Below are 17,367 nucleotides of genomic sequence, written 5' to 3'. Positions count from 1 at the left end.
CTCAATGCGTGCTTGCGGTACGGCGCTGGACCAGCACGGCGGCGACGATGATCGCGCCCTTGGCGATCTGCTGCACGTCGGTCTGCAGGTTGTTCAGGGCGAAGATGTTCGTGATCGTGGTGAAGATCAGGACGCCGAGCACGGAGCCGACGATGGTTCCGCGTCCGCCGCTGAGCAGCGTGCCGCCGATGATCGCGGCGGCGATGGCGTCGAGTTCGTAGAGGTTGCCGTTGGTGTTCTGGCCGGAGCCGGCCAGGGCGATCAGCAGGAAGGCGGCGATGCCGCAGCACAGCCCGGAGAGCAGGTAGATGTAGAGCCGCTGGCGGCGGACGTCGATGCCGGCCAGCCGGGCGGCCTCCGGGTTGCCGCCGACGGCGACGGTGCGGCGGCCGAAGGTGGTCCGGTTGAGCACCAGCCAGCCGATGACGGTGACGGCCGCGAAGACCAGGACCAGCGGCGGGATGCCCAGCACGTACCAGTCCCGCTCGGCGAGGTCGAGGACGCTCGGCACCGTGACCACCTGGGTGCGCCCGTCGGTGATCTGGAGCGCCAGACCGCGCGCCGAGGCCAGCATGGCGAGGGTGGCGATGAACGGGACCATCGTGCCGTACGCGATGAGCACGCCGTTGACCAGGCCGCAGCCCACTCCGACGACGACCGCGGTGAAGAGGATGCCGGCGAAGCCGAAGTCCTGGGTGGCGACGGTGGTCGCCCACACCGAGGACAGGGCGACGATGGCGCCCACGGAGAGGTCGATGCCCCCGGACATGATCACGAAGGTCATGCCGACGGTGACGACGCCGATGACGGACGCCTGGGTGAGCACCAGTTGGAGGTTGCGGGTGTCGAGGAACGCGTCGGGCTGGGTGATGCCGCCGATGAGGACCAGTACGGCGAGCACGCCGAGCAGGCTGAGGGTGCGGACGTCGGCGCCGGCCGTCAGGTTCTTCCAGGCGGGCGGGGTGTCCACCGGTGCCGCCTTGCCGGTGCCGTCCCGCGGCGGGGACACGTGCTGCGTCATGACGCCGGGCTTCCTTCCATCACGAGGTCGAGTACGCGGTGTTCGTCGAGTTCGCGGGCGGGGGCCTCGTGCACGACGCTCCCCTCGCGCAGTACCAGCACGCGGTCGGCCAGGCCCAGGACCTCGGGGACCTCGCTGGAGACCAGCAGGACGGCGAGGCCCTCGTCGGCGAGGCGCCGGATGACGGCGTACAGCTCCGCGCGGGCGCCCACGTCGACGCCGCGGGTGGGTTCGTCGAGCAGCAGGACCCGGCAGCCGCGCAGCAGCCAGCGGGCGAGGACCGCCTTCTGCTGGTTGCCGCCGGAGAGGGTGCGCACCGGCGCGGTGGGGTTGTCGGGCCGCAGCGACAGTTCGCGGGTCGCGGCGCGGGCCGCCTTCAGTTCGGCGCCGCGGTCGATCCAACCGGCCCGCGAGAAGCGGGACATGGCGGAGACCGACACGTTGCGGGTGACGGACTCCAGCATCAGCAGGGCCTGCGCCTTGCGCTCCTCGGGGGCGAGTCCGAGTCCGGCGCGGACCGCGGCGCGCACGCTGCCCGGCCGCAGCGGCCGTCCGTCGACGAGGACCTGTCCGGCGTTCGGCTTGCGGGCCCCGTAGACCGTCTCGAGGATCTCGGAGCGGCCGGAGCCGACGAGTCCGGCGAGGCCGACGATCTCGCCGGGCCGCACCTCCAGGTCGAGCGGGGCGAACTCGCCGTGCCGGGTCAGTCCGCGGACGCTCAGCACCGGCTCACCGGTGCCGGGGGCGGCGGGCCGGTCCGGGAAGACGTACTCGACGTTGCGTCCCGTCATCAGCGCCACCACCTCGCGGGTGGGCGTCTCCTTGGCGGGCAGCCCGCCGGCCACCGCCCGGCCGTCCTTGAGGACGGTGACCCGGTCGCCGATGCGGCGGATCTCCTCCAGGCGGTGCGAGATGTAGACGACGGCGACGCCGTCGGCGGTGAGGTCGGCGACGATGCGGAAGAGGTTGTCGACCTCGTCCGGGTCGAGCGCGGCGGACGGCTCGTCCATCACGATGAGCCGTACGTCGTGCGAGAGCGCCCGCGCCATGGACACGATCTGCTGCTGGGCCGCGGAGAGGTCCCCGACCAGCCGGCCCGGGTCGACCTCGGGGTGCCCGAGCCGCTTCAGCAGCTGGGCCGTCGAGGTCTTCGCCGCCTTTCCGCGCACGACGAAGCCGGCGCTGGTCGGCTCGTGGCCGAGGTGGACGTTCTCGGCCACCGACAGGTGTTCCACCAGGTCGAGTTCCTGGTAGATGGTGGCGATGCCGAGGCGCATGGCCGCGATGGGCGAGCGCAGGGTGACGTCCTCGCCGCGCCAGCGGATGGTGCCGGTGTCGGGCTGGTGGGCGCCGGCCAGCACCTTGATGAGGGTGGACTTCCCGGCGCCGTTCTGGCCGAGCAGGCAGTGCACCTCGCCGGCCTGGACGTCGAGGTCGACGCCGTCCAGGGCCCGGACTCCGGGGAACGACTTGGTGATGCCGGACATGCTGAGCAGCGGTGGTTCTGGTGCCATGTGAGGTCCCCTCGGCGGGCATGCGGGCCGGTGTCAGGGCAGAGCGGGGCAGAGCAGGGCAGGGCAGAGCGCTGTACTGGTGGAGCGTGGCTGAGGTACCGAACGGTGCCTACGCGGGTGAGAACAGGTGGTCGCTGATCAGGCGGGCCGCGCCGATGACTCCGGCGGTGGGGCCCAACTCCCCCAGAACGATGGGGAGGTTGCCGGTCGCCAGCGGCAGCGACTGGCGGTAGACCTGGGTGCGGATCGCGGCGAGCAGGTTGTGGCCGAGGCCGGTCACCCCGCCGCCGATCACCACCAGGCCCGGGTTGAAGAAGCTGACCAGGCCCGCGATGACCTGGCCCGTGCTGCGGCCGCCCTCGCGGATCAGGTCGAGTGCGGTGGCGTCGCCCGCGGCGGCCGCGGCGGCGACGTCGGCGGCGCTGAGGACGCCGTTCGCCTCCAGCCGGTTCGCGAGTTCGGCCGAACCGCCCTGTTCGGCGGCCTCCATGGCGTCGCGGGCCAGCGCCGCGCCGCTGAAGTGGGCCTCCAGGCACCCCCGGTTGCCGCAGGCGCACTGGCGTCCGTCGGGCACGGCCTGGATGTGCCCGATGTCGCCCGCGCTGCCCGTGGTCCCCCGGTACACGTCACCGCCGACGACGATGCCGCACCCGATGCCGGTACCGATCTTGACGACGAGGAAGTCGTGCACGGTGCGGGCGACGCCCGCGTGCTGCTCCCCCAGCGCCATCAGGTTGACGTCGTTGTCGACCATGACCGGGCAGCCGAGGTCCTGGCTGAGCGCCTCCCGCACGGGGAAGCCGTCCCAGCCCGGCATGATCGGCGGAGCCACCGGCACACCCTCGGGGAAGCGGACCGGCCCCGGGACGCCGATGCCGGCGCCGTCGAAGCCCTCCGCGAGTCCCGAGGCCCGCAGCTTGGCGGCCATGGACAGCACCTGCTCGAAGACCGCGACGGGTCCCTCGCGTACGTCCATGGGCTGGTTGATGTGGCCGAGGATCTCCAGCTCGGCGTTGGTGACGGCGACGTCGACCGAGGTCGCGCCGATGTCGACGCCGAGGAAGCGCAGTTCCGGGTTGAGCCGGACGTTGTGGCTGCGGCGCCCGCCGCGCGAGGCGGCGAGTCCGTCGGCCACGACCAGCCCCGTCTCCAGCAGCCGGTCCACCTCCACGGCCAGCTTGGACCGGGAGAGGTCGACCTGGTCGCCCAGCTGGGCGCGGGAGTTGGGCCCGCCGTCGCGCAACAGCTGGAGCAGTCGCGCCTGGTGGGTGTTGGCGGGTCGTGCGGTCATGCGTCTCACGAGCCCCTCCCCGCCTCAATCGGCCTTGAGTGTGCCGGTTTCCGGCCACGTTCCGTGGCCTGCTTTCGGAGGGAACGTAGCAGTGGGCGCCGGGTGTGGGAAGAAGTCACGCACGAATTACTGCGAACTTTCTCCACTGAGTGGACAAAGGCGGGGGTGCCGTCGGTCGTGGGCGGGCACGACGAAGCCGCCCGGCCTGTCCGCCGGGCGGCTTCCGCACAGGCTCTGACCTCAGGATTCTCCGCGCGCGTGGTACGAACGCCGGGTGTGCTCGGTGTGCTCGCGCATCAGCCGGGTCGCCGTCTGCTCGTCCCGGTCGGCGATGGCGGCGATCAGCCCGCGGTGCTCGATCCAGGACTGCCGGCCGCGCTGCCGGGCGATCGGCGTGTAGTACCAGCGGACCCGGCGGTCGACCTGTGCGGCCAGTTCACCGAGGACGGCGTTGCTCGCCAGGTCCATGATCTTCGCGTGGAAGCGGGCGTTGAGGACGACGGCGGCGTCCACGTCGTCGGCGGCGACGGCCCGCTCGCCCTCGTCGCACAGCTCCTCCAGCGCGGTCACGCCCGCCCGCCCGGCGTTGGCCGCGGCGAGCCGGGCCGCCTCGGCCTCCAGGAGTGTGCGCACCGTCAGGAGCTGGTCCGCCTCCTCCTCGGTCGGTTCGTGCACGAACGCGCCCTGCGCCGGGCGCAGATCGACCCAGCCCTCGGTGTTGAGCCGCTGCAGGGCCTCCCTCACCGGCTGCCTCGACACCCCCAGGTGGCCGGCGAGTTCACTCTCGACGAGGTGCTGGCCGGGCTGGAGGGCCCGGGTGGTGATGAGTTCGAGCAGCGCCTCGTAGACCCGGTCGCGCAGCGGGCCGGGGCGTTCGAGCCTGGGCACCGCGCCCTGCGGCAGTCCTGCGGACAACATCGGTCCCCCCTCGAAAGCCGGCACAACCCGTACGGGAAGTATTGATTGTCTTTCGTCTACAGTCTACGGCGCGCAGCGGGCGGGGAGCCGGGTGTAGGCCACGTCACATCGAGGGTCTGGCGGGGCCGTTCAGGGGCAGCGGACGACCTGTCCGGCGTAGGAGAGGTTGCCGCCGAAGCCGAAGAGCAGGACCGGGTCGCCGGTGGTGATCTCGCCGCGCTCGACCAGCTTGGAGAGGGCGAGGGGGATGCTCGCCGCGGAGGTGTTGCCGGACTCGACGACGTCCCGGGCGACCACGGCGCGGGCCGCGCCGATCTTCGCGGCGAGGGGTTCGATGATGCGCAGGTTGGCCTGGTGCAGGACGATCGCCGCGAGGTCGGCGGGTTCGAGGCCGGAGCGCTCGCAGGCCTGGCGGGCGATGGCGGGCAGCCGCGTGGTCGCCCAGCGGTAGACGCTCTGGCCCTCCTGGGCGAACCTCGGAGGCGTGCCCTCGATGCGGACCGCGTTGCCCATCTCGGGCACCGAGCCCCACAGCACGGGGCCGATCCCGGCCTCCTCGCCCGGCGCGCAGGCCTCCACGACGGCGGCCCCCGCCCCGTCGCCGACCAGCACACAGGTGGTGCGGTCGGTCCAGTCGGTCACCTCGGACATCTTGTCCGCGCCGATGACCAGCGCCCGGCTCGACGAACCGGCCCGGACCGCGTGGTCGGCGGTGGCCAGGGCGTGGGTGAAGCCCGCGCACACGACGTTGAGGTCCAGCGCGGCGGGGCCCGGCATGCCGAGACGGGCCGCGACGCGGGCGGCGGTGTTCGGGGAGCGGTCGATCGCGGTGGAGGTGGCGACCACGACCATGTCCACGTCGGCGGGGGTCAGGCCGGCCGAGGCGAGCGCCTTGGCCGCGGCGTGGCCGGCCAGCTCGTCGACCGGCTCGTCCGGCCCCGCGATCCGACGGGTCCGGATTCCCGCCCGGCTCCTGATCCACTCGTCGCTGGTGTCGACCATGCCCGCCAGGTCCTCGTTGGTCAGGACCCGGGCCGGCTGGTAGTGGCCGACGGCGGTGATGCGGGAGCCATGGTGCATGGGTGGAGTCCTCGCTTCGGGTACGGGATCCACCAGTGTGATCAGTGACCGACGGGTACGACGGCAGGTGATACGACAGGAAACGGGCGCCCGGCTTGTCGGCTTCGGTCAGCATCCGGGCGCCGGCGGGCCACCCGTTCCCCTCTGTCCCCCGTTCCTCGCTCCCCGTGTTCCTCCCTACCCGGTGAACAGCTGGGTGGCCTTCCGGACGAGTTCGTACAGCCCGTAGGCGAGCGGTGCGCCCACCCAGAGCCAGGTGAAGGCGATCAGCGGGCGCCGGTCGGGGACGTCAGGCGGACTCTGGCTGCTCTCGGGGGACATCGGCGGCCTCCTTCGGTGCCTCGCTGGCGGGCAGGTGGTGGCGGGCGTGGACGGGGCGGACGAGTTCGTTGGCGACGAAGCCGACCACCAGCAGCCCGATCATGATGACGAAGGAAGTGCCGTACAGGGCGGAGCCGTGCCGCCCGGCCTCCTCCTGCCGGTCGGCGATCCAGTTCACGATCAGCGGGCCGAGCACACCGGCGGTGGACCAGGCGGTGAGCAGCCGGCCGTGGATCGCGCCGACCTGGTAGGTGCCGAAGAGGTCCTTGAGATAGGCGGGGATGGTCGCGAAGCCGCCGCCGTAGAAGGACAGCACGACGAGGGCGCACAGGACGAACAGCGGCTTGGAGGCGTCGCCGAACAGGGCGACCAGCGCGTACATCACCGCGCCGACGCCGAGGTAGACGCGGTAGATGTTCTTGCGTCCGATCAGGTCGGAGGTAGAGGACCAGCCGATCCGGCCCGCCATGTTGGCCGCCGACAGCAGGGCGACGAACCCGGCGGCGGCGGTCACGGACACCGGTGTGGAGGTGTCGGCGAAGAAGTCCGTGATCATCGGCGCGGCCTTCTCCAGGATGCCGATGCCGGCCGTCACGTTCATGCAGAGCACGACCCACAGCAGCCAGAACTGCGGGGTGCGCAGGGCGGCGCGGGCCGAGACCTGCACGCCCGCCAGGGCGACCGGTCCGCCGTCCGCGCGCTCCTTGGGGCGCGGCACGCGTACCAGCACCACGCCGAGCAGCATGAAGACGGCGTAGGCCAGTCCGTGCACGAGGAAGGCGAGCGCGATCCCCGAGCTGTCGGTGCCGAAGGACTCCAGCATCTGCGCCGACCAGGGCGAGGCGATGAGGGCGCCGCCGCCGAAGCCCATGATGGCGATGCCGGTGGCCATGCCGGGCCGGTCCGGGAACCACTTGATCAGGGTCGAGACCGGCGAGATGTAGCCGATGCCGAGACCGATGCCGCCGACGAAGCCGTAGCCGAAGACGATCAGCCAGTACTGCTCCACCGCCGCGCCGAGCGCGGAGAGCAGGAAGCCGGACGAGAAGCAGACCAAGGCGACGGTCATCGCCCAGCGCGGGCCGTGCCGTTCCACGAGCGTGCCGCCGAACGCGGCCGACAGGCCGAGCATGACGATGCCGAGCTGGAAGGGGAGCGCGCTCTGGGTGCCGCTGAGGCCGAGCGCTGATTCCAGGGGCGGTTTGAACACGGACCAGGCGTAGGCCTGACCGATGGAGAGGTGGACCGAGAGAGCTGCCGGGGGAACGAGCCAGCGGCTCCAGCCCGGGGGTGCGACGGGGGGACTCATGGGTCCCCAACCGTAAGGACTGGGAAAGCGCTTGAGAAGACTGTTGAGCGCACAACCACTAGTGCTGCACAAAGCCTTGCTGCGCCAACCTCCATACTGTAGACAATATTTCGTCGACATCTCGTTCGGCAGTTCCGCGGTATCCCTCGACCGAACGGAGCTTCCCGTCATGAAAGTCGCAGTCCTCGGCGCCGGGGCGATCGGCGCCTACGTCGGTGCCGCGCTCCACCGTGCGGGCGCCGACGTGCATCTCATCGCCCGTGGACCGCATCTGGCGGCCATGAGGCAGTACGGAGTCCAAGTACGCAGTCCGCGCGGCGACTTCACCGCGCACCCCCGCGCCACCGACGACCCGGGCGAAGTCGGCCCGGCCGACTACGTGTTCCTGGGACTGAAGGCCAACTCGTACGCGGCGTGCGGGCCGCTGATCGAGCCGCTGCTGCACGACACCACGGCGGTCGTGGCCGCCCAGAACGGCATTCCCTGGTGGTACTTCCACGGCCACGGCGGCCCCTACGACGGGCGCCGGCTGGAGAGCGTGGACCCGGCCGGCGCGGTCAGCGCGGTGCTCGCGCCCGAACGGGCCGTGGGCTGCGTGGTCTACGCGGCCACCGAACTCGAACAGCCGGGCGTCGTCCGGCACGTGGAAGGCACCCGGTTCTCCGTGGGCGAGCCCGCCCGCGGTGTCTCGGCACGGTGTCTGGCGTTCAGCGAGGCAATGCGCGCGGGCGGGCTGAAGTGCCCGGTCGAGCCCGATCTGCGCGGCGACATCTGGCTGAAGCTGCTGGGCAACATCTCCTTCAACCCGATCAGTGCCCTGGCCCGCGCCACCATGCGGCAGATGTGCCTGCACGGCGGCACCCGGCGGGTCATCGAGACCATGATGACGGAGACGCTGTCGGTGGCCGCCGCGCTCGGCTGCGAGGTCGGCGTCTCCATCGAACGCCGCCTGGCGGGCGCCGAGCGGGTCGGCGACCACCGCACCTCCACGCTCCAGGACCTGGAGCGCGGCAAGCCGCTCGAACTCGACGTGCTGCTCGCGGCCGTCGTCGAGCTGGCGGAGATCACCGGGGTCCCGGTGCCGACCCTGCGCACCGTGCACGCCCTGTCGGACCTGCTCGCGCTGAGGAGCGCCGCATGAGCCAACGCCAACGAAACCGCCGGGACCGGAACCCGAAGACCTACACCCGCCTCACCCACCCCCTCGTCCGGGACTCGCGCGACGCGCCCTTCCGCCGCGCCACCTGGGACGAGGCGCTGGACCGTACCGCCCGGGGCCTGGCCGCGGCGCGGGGCGCCTTCGGGCTGTTCTCCTGCGCCCGGGCCACCAACGAGATGAACTACGTGGCGCAGAAGTTCGCCCGGGTGGTCATGGGCACCCACAACGTCGACTCCTGCAACCGCACCTGCCACGCGCCCAGCGTCGCGGGCCTGTCGGCCGCCTTCGGCTCGGGCGGCGGGACCTCGTCGTACGAGGAGGTCGAGCACACCGACCTCATCGTGATGTGGGGCTCCAACGCCCGCTTCGCGCACCCGATCTTCTTCCAGCACGTGCTGAAGGGCATCCGGGCCGGCGCCCGCATGTACGCCGTGGACCCGCGCCGGACCTCCACCGCCGAGTGGGCGGAGAGCTGGCTCGGCCCCAACGTGGGCACGGACATCCCGCTGGCGCACGCGGTCGGCCGGGAGATCATCCACGCCGGGCTGGCCAACGAGGCGTTCATCGAGCGGGCCACCACCGGCTTCGCGGAGTACCGGGCGCTGGTCGAGCCCTGGACGCTCTCCCTCGCCGAGAAGGTGACGGGCGTACCGGCGGCCGCCATCCGCGATCTGGCGCACGCCTACGCCCGCGCCGAGCGCGCCCAGCTGTGCTGGACCCTCGGCATCACCGAGCACCACAACGGCACCGACAACGTCCGCGCGCTGATCAACCTCTCCCTGCTCACCGGCCACGTCGGCCGCTACGGCTCGGGCCTCCAGCCGCTGCGCGGCCAGAACAACGTGCAGGGCGGCGGGGACATGGGCGCCATCCCCAACCGGCTGCCCGGCTTCCAGGACGTGCTCGACCCGGAGGTCCGGCTGAAGTTCGAGTCGGCCTGGGACACGGTCATCCAGCCGCACCACGGCCTCACCCTCACCGAGATGTTCGAGGCGATGGACGAGGGCTCGCTGCGGGCCGTCTACTGCATCGGCGAGAACCCGGCCCAGTCGGAGGCGGACAGCGAACAGGCGATCCGCCGGCTGCGGGCCCTGGACTTCCTCGTCGTCCAGGACATCTTCCTGACGAAGACCGCCGAACTCGCCGACGTGGTCCTCCCGGCGACGGCCGGCTGGGCGGAGACCGACGGCACCACCACCAACAGCGAACGCCGTGTGCAGCGCGTCCGCAAGGCGGTGACCCCGCCCGGCACGGCCCGGGAGGACATCGACATCCTCTGCGACCTCGCGGCCCGCCTCGGCCACCACTGGAAGTACGCCGACGCCGAGGCGGTCTGGAACGAGCTGCGCTCCCTGTCCCCGGACCACCACGGGATGACGTACGCGCGCCTGGAGCAGCACCAGGGCATCCAGTGGCCGTGCCCGAGCACCGAGGCACTGGAACCGACCTATCTGCACGGCAGGTTGTGGGAGCCCGACCCGGCCCTGCGCGGTCTGCCCGCGCCCTTCGGGATCGTGGCGCACGACCCGCCGGTGGACCTCACCGACGAGGAGTACCCGATCCGGCTCACCACCGGACGGCGCCTCGACTCCTACAACACCGGCGTGCAGACCGGCGGTTACGCCTCCCCGCTGCGCCGTGGCGAGTCCGTCGAGCTGTGCCCCGAGGACGCCGAACGCTACGGGGTCGTGGTCGGCGAGGAGGTGCGGGTGACCTCGCGGCGCGGCTCGCTGCTCGCGCCCGTCTGGGTCGACACGGCGCTGCGCCCCGGGCTGGCCTTCATGAGCTTCCACTTTCCCGACGAGGTGGACACCAACCAGCTGACCATCGAGGCCAACTGCCCCATCGCCGGGACGGCGGAGTTCAAGGCCTCGGCGATCCGGATCGAGAAGGTGAGCACCGGTGGACCTGCGCTTCGGTGACGGCAAGCCGACGGACGAGGAACGCGCGGCCGTCGACGCCCTGCTCGGCCCGCCCGAGTCGTCCTGGGAGGGCGCCGCCCGCGACAGGACGGACGCCGCCGACCTCAGATGGGCCCGCGGCGGACGCGAGGCCCGCGACCGCCGCGACCAGCTCCTGCCGGGCCTGCACGCCCTCAACGACCGCGTCGGCTGGATCAGCGAGGGCGCCCTGGACTACCTGTGCCGCCGCCTGACCGTGCCACCGGCCGAGGCGTACGGCGTCGCCACGTTCTACGCCATGTTCTCGGTCCGCCCCCGCCCCGCGACGGTGCTCCACGTCTGCACCGACCTGGCGTGCACGACGGCGGGCGCGAGCGAGCTGTGCGCGGCGGTGGAGGCACGCCTGGGCCCGGAGAGCGGCGTCAAGGTCGAGCGCTCCCCGTGCCTGGGCCTGTGCGAACGAGCACCCGCAGCCTTGGTGATACGCGCAGGCATTTCAGCCCGTCCGGCGTTTGAGGACGAGGCCGTCCAGGCCGACAGCGGGGGTCCGGGGGCGGCAGCCCCCGGGGTCGGGACCGGGAAGGGGCGGCGGGGGCGAAAACTGGAGTACGCGACCGCCGTCGTCGCCCCCGCGACCCCCGAGGCCACCATCAACGCGGCCACCGCCCCCGAGACGGCGACCCCAGAACCCGCCCCCGCGCTCGCGGTCCCCCAGGCCGGCTCACCCGCCCTCACCCTGCTCCAACGGATCGGCACCACCGACCCCACCTCCCTGGACGCCTACCGCGCCGCCGGCGGCTACACCGCCCTGCGCCGCGCCTTCGCCCTCGGCCCCGCCGGCGTCATCCGCGAGGTCACCGACGCCGGCCTGGTCGGCCGCGGCGGCGCCGCCTTCCCCACCGGCCGCAAGTGGCAGGCGACCGCCGCCCAGCCCGACCACCCGCACTACCTGGTCTGCAACGCCGACGAATCCGAGCCGGGCACCTTCAAGGACCGCGTCCTGATGGAGGGCGACCCCTACGCCCTCGTCGAGGCGATGACGATCGCGGCCTACGCGACCGGCGCGCACCGCGCCTACCTCTACCTCCGCGGCGAGTACCCGCGCGCCCTCGCCCACCTCACCCACGCCCTCGCGCAGGCCCGCGCCCGCGGCCTGCTCGGCGACGACGTCCTCGGCCAGGGCTACGCCTTCGACATCGAGATCCGGCGGGGCGCGGGCGCGTACATCTGCGGTGAGGAGACCGCCCTGTTCAACTCCATCGAGGGCTACCGGGGCGAGCCGCGCTCCAAGCCCCCGTTCCCCGTGGAGAAGGGCCTGTTCGGCAAGCCGACGGTGGAGAACAACGTCGAGACGCTGGTCAACGTCCTGCCGATCCTGACCATGGGCGCCCAGGCGTACGCGGCGATCGGCACGCCGACGTCCACCGGGCCGAAGCTGTTCTGCGTGTCGGGCAGCGTGCGCAGGCCCGGCGTGTACGAACTCCCCTTCGGCGCGACCCTGGGCGAACTGCTCACCCTGGCCGGTGTCCGGGACAACCTGCGGGCGGTGCTGCTCGGCGGGGCGGCCGGCGGGTTCGTCCGCCCCGACGAGCTGGACATCCCGCTCACCTTCGAGGGCACCCGCGAGGCCGGCACGACGCTCGGCTCCGGGGTGGTCATGGCCTTCGACGACACCGTTCCGCTCCCCCGGCTGCTGCTGCGCATCGCCGAGTTCTTCCGCGACGAGTCGTGCGGCCAGTGTGTGCCGTGCCGGGTCGGGACGGTGCGTCAGGAGGAGGCGCTGCACCGGATCGCGGACCGCACGGGCGCCGCCGCGGCCGGGGACGTCGCGCTGCTGCGGGAGGTCGGGCGGGCGATGCGGGACTCCTCGATCTGCGGTCTGGGGCAGACCGCGTGGAACGCCGTGGAATCCGCCATCGACCGTCTGGGGGCGTACCAATGACCGCGATACCGCTCGGAGTGCCGCGCCGGCTGGTGGAGTTCACCCTCGACGGGCAGGAGGCCCGGGTCCCCGAGGGGTCGACGATCCTGGACGCCTGCCGGGCCGCGGGGAAGGACGTCCCGACCCTGTGCCAGGGCGACACGCTCACCCCGAAGAACGCCTGCCGGGTCTGCGTGGTGGAGGTCGAGGGCGCCCGGACCCTCGCCCCCGCCTGTTCGCGCCGCGCGGAGGAGGGCATGGTGGTGCGCACGGACACCGAGCGCGCCCGGCACAGCCGCAAGGTCGTGCTCGAACTGCTCGCGTCCTCGGTCGACCTCTCGACCACACCCTCGGTGGCACAGTGGATCAAGGAGTACGAGGCGAAGCCGGACCGCTTCGGCCCGGACGCGGCGCGGGTCGACGAGGAACCGCGCGTCGACAACGACCTGTACGTGCGGGACTACGGCAAGTGCATCCTCTGCTACAAGTGCGTGGACGCCTGCGGCGACCAGTGGCAGAACAGCTTCGCCATCTCCGTCTCCGGCCGGGGTTTCGACGCCCGGATCGCGGTGGAGCACGACGGTCCGCTGACCGACTCGGCGTGCGTCTACTGCGGCAACTGCATCGAGGTGTGCCCCACGGGCGCCCTCTCCTTCAAGTCGGAGTTCGACATGCGCGCCGCCGGGACGTGGGACGAGGAGCGGCAGACCGCGACGACGACGGTGTGCGCGTACTGCGGTGTGGGCTGCAATCTCACGCTCCACGTGCAGGACAATGAGATCGTGAAGGTCACCTCGCCGCACGACAACCCGGTGACCCACGGCAACCTCTGCATCAAGGGCCGCTTCGGCTACCAGCACGTACAGAACCGGGACTGACCGGCAAGGGGCACGGAATGGGACGAGTCACGGAACGACGCAAGGTGATCCGCGTACGGGACGGCGCGGTCTCCACCCGCCCGGACACGCTCGTCGCCGAGGAACCGCTGGAGATCCGGCTGAACGGCAAGCCGCTGGCGATCACGATGCGCACCCCCGGCGACGACTTCGCGCTGGCGGCCGGTTTCCTGGTCAGCGAGGGCGTCCTCGCCGAGCGGGGCGATCTCCAGAACATCGTGTACTGCGCCGGCGCGACGGTCGACGGCTCGAACACGTACAACGTGGTCGACGTGCGGACCTCGCCGGGCGTATCGATTCCCGACATCACCCTGGAGCGGAACGTCTACACGACCTCGTCCTGCGGGCTGTGCGGCAAGGCGAGCCTGGACGCGGTGCGGACGACGGCCCGCTGGCCCATCGCCGACACTCCCCCGGTCCTGGTCACCCCGGAGCTGCTGGCGGACCTGCCCGACCGGCTGCGCGCGTCCCAGCGGGTCTTCGACCGGACCGGCGGACTGCACGCGGCGGCCCTGTTCACCGAGGACGGGGAGCTGGTCGACGTACGGGAGGACGTGGGCCGGCACAACGCGGTCGACAAGCTGGTCGGCCGCGCCCTGCAGAACGGGGACCTGCCGCTGTCCCGCTCCGTGCTGCTGGTGTCCGGCCGGGCCTCCTTCGAGCTGGCGCAGAAGGCCGTGATGGCGGGCATCCCGGTGCTGGCCGCGGTGTCGGCACCGTCCTCGCTCGCGGTGGACCTGGCCGCCGAGACGGGGCTGACGCTGGTCGGGTTCCTGCGCGGCAGCTCCATGAACGTGTACGCGGGCGAGGACCGCGTGGCCCTGCGGGCCGCGGCCGCCCAGGGCTGACCCTGCTCCCCGCGGCACGGCGGCGGGGCCCCGGCCGGCGGGGAGCGCCCCCTGCGCCGCGGGGCCCCGCCGTGGATGGCGTCGGTCTGGATGGCGTCGGTCACATCGCCTTTCCCCACGGCCTCACGCTCTGGTAGGAGTGGCTGGACCAGTACGTTCCCCCGCGAAAGCCGCGTTCCATGACTGACTTCGTGCTCGACCTCTCCCTCGAGGAGGCCCGCAGGCGTGCCGAGGTGGTGGCGGCGCTCGGTCCCGACTGGGACCCCGTCGCCGCGCTGCGTTCGGAGCAGGAGGCGCACGCCCTGCTCTACTCCGGGCTGGACGCGGAGCAGGAGCGGACGTACGCGATGCTCGTGGCGGCCGGTGTGCTGCCGGAAGCGGACCGGGGCGATGCGTCTCCCCATTGATCCGCAGGCCGACCGGGCCCGCCGCGCCTGGGTCCCCTGCCCCGGCTGCGACGACGCCCGCGACTGCGGGACGTGCGCCGCGCGGCAGAACTGCCCGGCGCACTGGCGCTACCTCATAGCCAACGAAGGACCGCGCGTCCACCTCCAGTGCCCGGGCTGCACCCACACCTGGACCCTGGACACCCGCCCCGGAAGGCGCGGCCGGTCCGGCTGACCCGGCGCCCCGGCCCGCCCCTCGCGGGGACCGGTCAGCAGATCCGCGGCAGTTGCTCCCCGAGCGGCATGTCCACCACCCGGGTGCCGCCGAGCCCGGTCCGGGCGACGACCATGCCGGGGTGGTCCGCGACCACCTCGCCGACCACAGCCGCCTCGGCGCCCAGCGGATGGGCCCGCATCGCGGCGAGGACCGCGTCGGCGTGGTCGCGTGGGACGAAGGCGACGAGCTTGCCCTCGTTGGCCACGTACATCGGGTCGAGGCCCAGCATGGCGCACGCCCCTGCGACGGGCGCCGGCACCGGCACCGCGCGCTCCTGGACGGCGATCCCGCACCCGGCGGCCGCGGCGATCTCGTTGAGCGAGGCGGCCAGACCGCCGCGGGTCGGGTCGCGCAGCGCGTGCAGGTCGGGGCAGACCGCGAGCATGGCCTCGACCAGCCCGCCCAGCGCCGCGCAGTCGCTCTCGACGTCCGTCTCGAACCGCAGGTTCTCCCGCTCGCTCAGGATGGCCACACCGTGCACCCCGATGGCGCCGCTGACCAGCACGACATCGCCCGGCACGACCCGCCGCGGGTGCAGGTCGACGCCGTCGGGCACCAGGCCGATGCCGGAGGTGTTGACGTAGACGCCGTCGCCGTGACCGGCCTCCACGACCTTGGTGTCGCCCGTGACGACCCGGACCCCGGCCGCGCGGGCGGCGGCCCCGAGCGCCTCGGACACCTTGGCGACCGTGTCGATCGGGACGCCCTCCTCCAGGATCAGCCCGCAGGAGAGGTAGGCGGCACGGGCACCGCTCATGGCGAGGTCGTTGACCGTGCCGTTGACGGCGAGGTCGCCGATGCTGCCGCCGGGGAAGAACAGCGGCCGCACCACGAAGGTGTCGGTGGAGAAGGCGAGCCGCGCCCCGCCCAGCTCGACCACGGCCGAGTCGGTCAGCGGCGCCGGCGCGGGACCGGCGAGCGCCGGGACGACGACCTGCTCGATCAGCTCGGCGGACAGGGCGCCGCCCCCGCCGTGGCCCATCACCACGCGCGGCCGGTCCCGCAGGGGCGCCGGGCAGGTCCAGGAGAGCATGTCCGGTGCTGCGGTGGTGTCAGACAACGGCGCTGTCCTCCAGGCTCGTGGCGGCCGGACGGGCCGGCAGTTCCAGCCGCCGGTACAGGTAGTAGGCCGCGCAGGCGCCCTCGCTGGAGACCATGGTGGCTCCGAGGGGCGTGCGCGGGGTGCAGGTGGTGCCGAAGACCTCGCACTCGTGGGGTTTGAGCAGGCCCTGCAGGACCTCTCCGCTGCGGCACTCGGCGGGCTCGCGGGTGGCGATGTCGCCGACCTGGAAGCGGTGTTCGGCGTCGTGGTCCCGGTAGCGGGCGGAGAGCCGCCAGCCGCTGTCCGGGATGGTCCCGATGCCTCGCCAGGCGCGGTCGGTGACCTCGAAGACGTCGGCCAGCATCGCCAGCGCGGCCGGGTTGCCCTCGGGCCGCACCGCGCGCGGGTAGGCGTTCTCGACGGTGTGCTCGCCCCGTTCCAGCTGGCGCACCGTGCGGCGTACGCCTTCCAGGATGTCGAGCGGTTCGAAGCCGGTCACCACGATGGGCACCTCGAACCGTTCGGCGAGCGCCGGGTACTCCTCGGTGCCCATCACGCTGCACACGTGTCCGGCGGCCAGGAAGCCCTGCACCCGGCAGTCCGGCGACTGCATGACCGCCTCGATAGCGGGCGGGACGCGCACGTGGGAGACGAGCAGGCTGAAGTTGCGGATGCCGCGCCTGCGCGCCTGATGGACCGTCATGGCGTTGGGCGGGGCGGTCGTCTCGAAGCCGATGCCGAAGAACACGACCTCGCGGTCGGGGTTCTCCTCGGCGATCCGCAGGGCGTCGAGCGGGGAGTAGACGACGCGGACGTCGCCGCCCGCGCTCCGGACCTGGAACAGGTCACGGCCGGTGCCCGGCACGCGGAGCATGTCGCCGAACGAGCAGAAGATCACCCCGGGCCGGGAGGCGATCTCCAGGGCCTTGTCGATGACCTCCAGCGGGGTGACGCACACCGGACAGCCCGGCCCGTGGATCAACTCGATCTCATCGGGGAGCAGTTGGTCGATGCCGTGCCGGATGATGGTGTGCGTCTGGCCGCCGCACACCTCCATCAGCGCCCACGGCCTGGTCACCGTGGCCCTGATGTCGTCGAGGAGGCGGGCCGCCAGCTCCGGGTCCTGGAACTCGTCGATGTACTTCACCGCCGCACCTCCTCGGCGAGGCCGTCGCCGTCCGCCGGGCCGGACTGCCCGGACCGGGCGGCCTGCTCGGCCTGTTCCCAGGGGTCGCCGAACTCCTCCTGGAGCATCCCGAGGTTCTCGAACAGCTCCAGTGTCCTGCGGGCCGACTCCTCGTCGAGCCGTTGGAGGGCGAAGCCGACATGGACGATGGTGTACTCGCCGACCTTCAGGTCGGGCAGGTACTCCAGGCACACCTCCTTGACCACGCCGCCGAAATCGACGGTGGCCATGCGGGTGCCGTCCCTGTCCTCGACGCCCAGCACTCTGCCGGGTACCGCCAGGCACATGTCTGTCTCC

Annotated in this window: 17 protein-coding genes; 7 read left to right on the top strand and 10 right to left on the bottom strand. The window is 72.4% G+C overall.

The annotated features are described in order from the left end of the window. Nucleotide 1 precedes the first annotated feature (1 nt). From ACFC1X_RS02350 to ACFC1X_RS02320, 7 genes are all read right to left on the bottom strand, one after another. Nucleotides 2-1,021 (bottom strand): ABC transporter permease, encoded by a 1,020-nt coding sequence (locus ACFC1X_RS02350; RefSeq protein WP_376348023.1) that lies wholly within the window; start codon nucleotides 1,019-1,021, stop codon nucleotides 2-4. Further along, complete coding sequence (locus ACFC1X_RS02345; RefSeq protein ID WP_376348021.1) at nucleotides 1,018-2,535, bottom strand: sugar ABC transporter ATP-binding protein; 1,518 nt, start codon at nucleotides 2,533-2,535, stop codon at nucleotides 1,018-1,020. Before ACFC1X_RS02345 ends, ACFC1X_RS02350 begins: the two co-directional genes overlap by 4 nt. 109 nt (nucleotides 2,536-2,644) lie before the next feature. Beyond that, nucleotides 2,645-3,826 carry an ROK family transcriptional regulator gene (locus ACFC1X_RS02340; RefSeq protein WP_234956977.1) on the bottom strand — a complete coding sequence of 394 codons (1,182 nt, stop codon included), beginning with the start codon at nucleotides 3,824-3,826 and terminating at the stop codon, nucleotides 2,645-2,647. A gap of 240 nt (nucleotides 3,827-4,066) precedes the next feature. Continuing rightward, nucleotides 4,067-4,744: a GntR family transcriptional regulator gene (locus ACFC1X_RS02335; RefSeq protein ID WP_307016132.1), complete on the bottom strand. Its 678-nt coding sequence runs from the start codon at nucleotides 4,742-4,744 to the stop codon at nucleotides 4,067-4,069. Nucleotides 4,745-4,873: 129 nt separating this feature from the next. Continuing rightward, nucleotides 4,874-5,824 carry a beta-ketoacyl-ACP synthase III gene (locus tag ACFC1X_RS02330; RefSeq protein WP_376348019.1) on the bottom strand — a complete coding sequence of 317 codons (951 nt, stop codon included), beginning with the start codon at nucleotides 5,822-5,824 and terminating at the stop codon, nucleotides 4,874-4,876. Between the two features lie 177 nt (nucleotides 5,825-6,001). Beyond that, nucleotides 6,002-6,145: a hypothetical protein gene (locus ACFC1X_RS02325; protein WP_163016127.1), complete on the bottom strand. Its 144-nt coding sequence runs from the start codon at nucleotides 6,143-6,145 to the stop codon at nucleotides 6,002-6,004. After that, entirely contained in the window at nucleotides 6,114-7,454 is a 1,341-nt protein-coding gene (locus tag ACFC1X_RS02320; protein WP_376348018.1) for an OFA family MFS transporter, read from the bottom strand. The genes ACFC1X_RS02325 and ACFC1X_RS02320 overlap by 32 nt, the downstream gene beginning before the upstream one ends. 169 nt (nucleotides 7,455-7,623) lie before the next feature. Here ACFC1X_RS02320 and ACFC1X_RS02315 point away from each other — a divergent pair, with 169 nt between their 5' ends. The 7 genes from ACFC1X_RS02315 (at nucleotide 7,624) to ACFC1X_RS02285 (ending at nucleotide 14,800) form a co-directional block, all read left to right on the top strand. After that, entirely contained in the window at nucleotides 7,624-8,595 is a 972-nt protein-coding gene (locus ACFC1X_RS02315) for a 2-dehydropantoate 2-reductase (protein WP_376348017.1), read from the top strand. Beyond that, nucleotides 8,592-10,535 carry a molybdopterin oxidoreductase family protein gene (locus ACFC1X_RS02310; protein WP_376348015.1) on the top strand — a complete coding sequence of 648 codons (1,944 nt, stop codon included), beginning with the start codon at nucleotides 8,592-8,594 and terminating at the stop codon, nucleotides 10,533-10,535. The genes ACFC1X_RS02315 and ACFC1X_RS02310 overlap by 4 nt, the downstream gene beginning before the upstream one ends. Then, nucleotides 10,516-12,456, top strand: coding sequence for an NAD(P)H-dependent oxidoreductase subunit E (locus ACFC1X_RS02305; RefSeq protein WP_376348013.1), 1,941 nt, complete (start codon nucleotides 10,516-10,518; stop codon nucleotides 12,454-12,456). The genes ACFC1X_RS02310 and ACFC1X_RS02305 overlap by 20 nt, the downstream gene beginning before the upstream one ends. Next, on the top strand, nucleotides 12,453-13,313 hold the full coding sequence (locus ACFC1X_RS02300; protein ID WP_161330810.1) for a 2Fe-2S iron-sulfur cluster-binding protein: 861 nt from the start codon (nucleotides 12,453-12,455) through the stop codon (nucleotides 13,311-13,313). Before ACFC1X_RS02305 ends, ACFC1X_RS02300 begins: the two co-directional genes overlap by 4 nt. Before the next feature lie 17 nt (nucleotides 13,314-13,330). Then, a complete protein-coding gene (gene fdhD / locus ACFC1X_RS02295; RefSeq protein ID WP_376348011.1) occupies nucleotides 13,331-14,179 on the top strand; it encodes a formate dehydrogenase accessory sulfurtransferase FdhD in 849 nt (282 codons plus the stop codon). A gap of 179 nt (nucleotides 14,180-14,358) precedes the next feature. Then, nucleotides 14,359-14,586: a DUF6400 family protein gene (locus tag ACFC1X_RS02290; RefSeq protein WP_125490636.1), complete on the top strand. Its 228-nt coding sequence runs from the start codon at nucleotides 14,359-14,361 to the stop codon at nucleotides 14,584-14,586. Next, nucleotides 14,570-14,800 carry a hypothetical protein gene (locus ACFC1X_RS02285; protein WP_376348009.1) on the top strand — a complete coding sequence of 77 codons (231 nt, stop codon included), beginning with the start codon at nucleotides 14,570-14,572 and terminating at the stop codon, nucleotides 14,798-14,800. Before ACFC1X_RS02290 ends, ACFC1X_RS02285 begins: the two co-directional genes overlap by 17 nt. Before the next feature lie 34 nt (nucleotides 14,801-14,834). Here ACFC1X_RS02285 and hypE read toward each other — a convergent pair whose 3' ends face one another. The 3 genes from hypE to ACFC1X_RS02270 are packed head-to-tail and all read right to left on the bottom strand — an operon-like array spanning nucleotide 14,835 to nucleotide 17,357. After that, the gene (hypE, locus tag ACFC1X_RS02280; protein WP_376348007.1) at nucleotides 14,835-15,902 is read right to left on the bottom strand and encodes a hydrogenase expression/formation protein HypE; all 1,068 of its coding nucleotides are present in this window, start codon (nucleotides 15,900-15,902) and stop codon (nucleotides 14,835-14,837) included. Next, nucleotides 15,895-17,031 (bottom strand): hydrogenase formation protein HypD, encoded by a 1,137-nt coding sequence (gene hypD / locus ACFC1X_RS02275; protein ID WP_376348005.1) that lies wholly within the window; start codon nucleotides 17,029-17,031, stop codon nucleotides 15,895-15,897. Before hypD ends, hypE begins: the two co-directional genes overlap by 8 nt. Beyond that, nucleotides 17,028-17,357, bottom strand: a complete 330-nt coding sequence (locus ACFC1X_RS02270) for a HypC/HybG/HupF family hydrogenase formation chaperone (protein ID WP_376348004.1) — start codon at nucleotides 17,355-17,357, stop codon at nucleotides 17,028-17,030. The genes hypD and ACFC1X_RS02270 overlap by 4 nt, the downstream gene beginning before the upstream one ends. Nucleotides 17,358-17,367 lie beyond the last annotated feature (10 nt).

The sequence above is a fragment of the Streptomyces sp. NPDC056128 genome (assembly GCF_042263835.1).
Classification (GTDB): domain Bacteria; phylum Actinomycetota; class Actinomycetes; order Streptomycetales; family Streptomycetaceae; genus Streptomyces.
The sequence above is the reverse complement of the archived record's forward strand: the minus strand, read 5'-3'. Positions and strand labels throughout refer to the sequence as shown.

Coding starts and splice junctions, on each gene's coding strand:
- ACFC1X_RS02350 (WP_376348023.1), bottom strand. CDS start 1,021: ATGACGCAGCACGTGTCCCCGCCGCGGGACGGCACCGGCAAGGCGGCA.
- ACFC1X_RS02345 (WP_376348021.1), bottom strand. CDS start 2,535: ATGGCACCAGAACCACCGCTGCTCAGCATGTCCGGCATCACCAAGTCG.
- ACFC1X_RS02340 (WP_234956977.1), bottom strand. CDS start 3,826: ATGACCGCACGACCCGCCAACACCCACCAGGCGCGACTGCTCCAGCTG.
- ACFC1X_RS02335 (WP_307016132.1), bottom strand. CDS start 4,744: ATGTTGTCCGCAGGACTGCCGCAGGGCGCGGTGCCCAGGCTCGAACGC.
- ACFC1X_RS02330 (WP_376348019.1), bottom strand. CDS start 5,824: ATGCACCATGGCTCCCGCATCACCGCCGTCGGCCACTACCAGCCGGCC.
- ACFC1X_RS02325 (WP_163016127.1), bottom strand. CDS start 6,145: ATGTCCCCCGAGAGCAGCCAGAGTCCGCCTGACGTCCCCGACCGGCGC.
- ACFC1X_RS02320 (WP_376348018.1), bottom strand. CDS start 7,454: ATGAGTCCCCCCGTCGCACCCCCGGGCTGGAGCCGCTGGCTCGTTCCC.
- ACFC1X_RS02315 (WP_376348017.1), top strand. CDS start 7,624: ATGAAAGTCGCAGTCCTCGGCGCCGGGGCGATCGGCGCCTACGTCGGT.
- ACFC1X_RS02310 (WP_376348015.1), top strand. CDS start 8,592: ATGAGCCAACGCCAACGAAACCGCCGGGACCGGAACCCGAAGACCTAC.
- ACFC1X_RS02300 (WP_161330810.1), top strand. CDS start 12,453: ATGACCGCGATACCGCTCGGAGTGCCGCGCCGGCTGGTGGAGTTCACC.
- fdhD (WP_376348011.1), top strand. CDS start 13,331: ATGGGACGAGTCACGGAACGACGCAAGGTGATCCGCGTACGGGACGGC.
- ACFC1X_RS02290 (WP_125490636.1), top strand. CDS start 14,359: ATGACTGACTTCGTGCTCGACCTCTCCCTCGAGGAGGCCCGCAGGCGT.
- ACFC1X_RS02285 (WP_376348009.1), top strand. CDS start 14,570: ATGCGTCTCCCCATTGATCCGCAGGCCGACCGGGCCCGCCGCGCCTGG.
- ACFC1X_RS02270 (WP_376348004.1), bottom strand. CDS start 17,357: ATGTGCCTGGCGGTACCCGGCAGAGTGCTGGGCGTCGAGGACAGGGAC.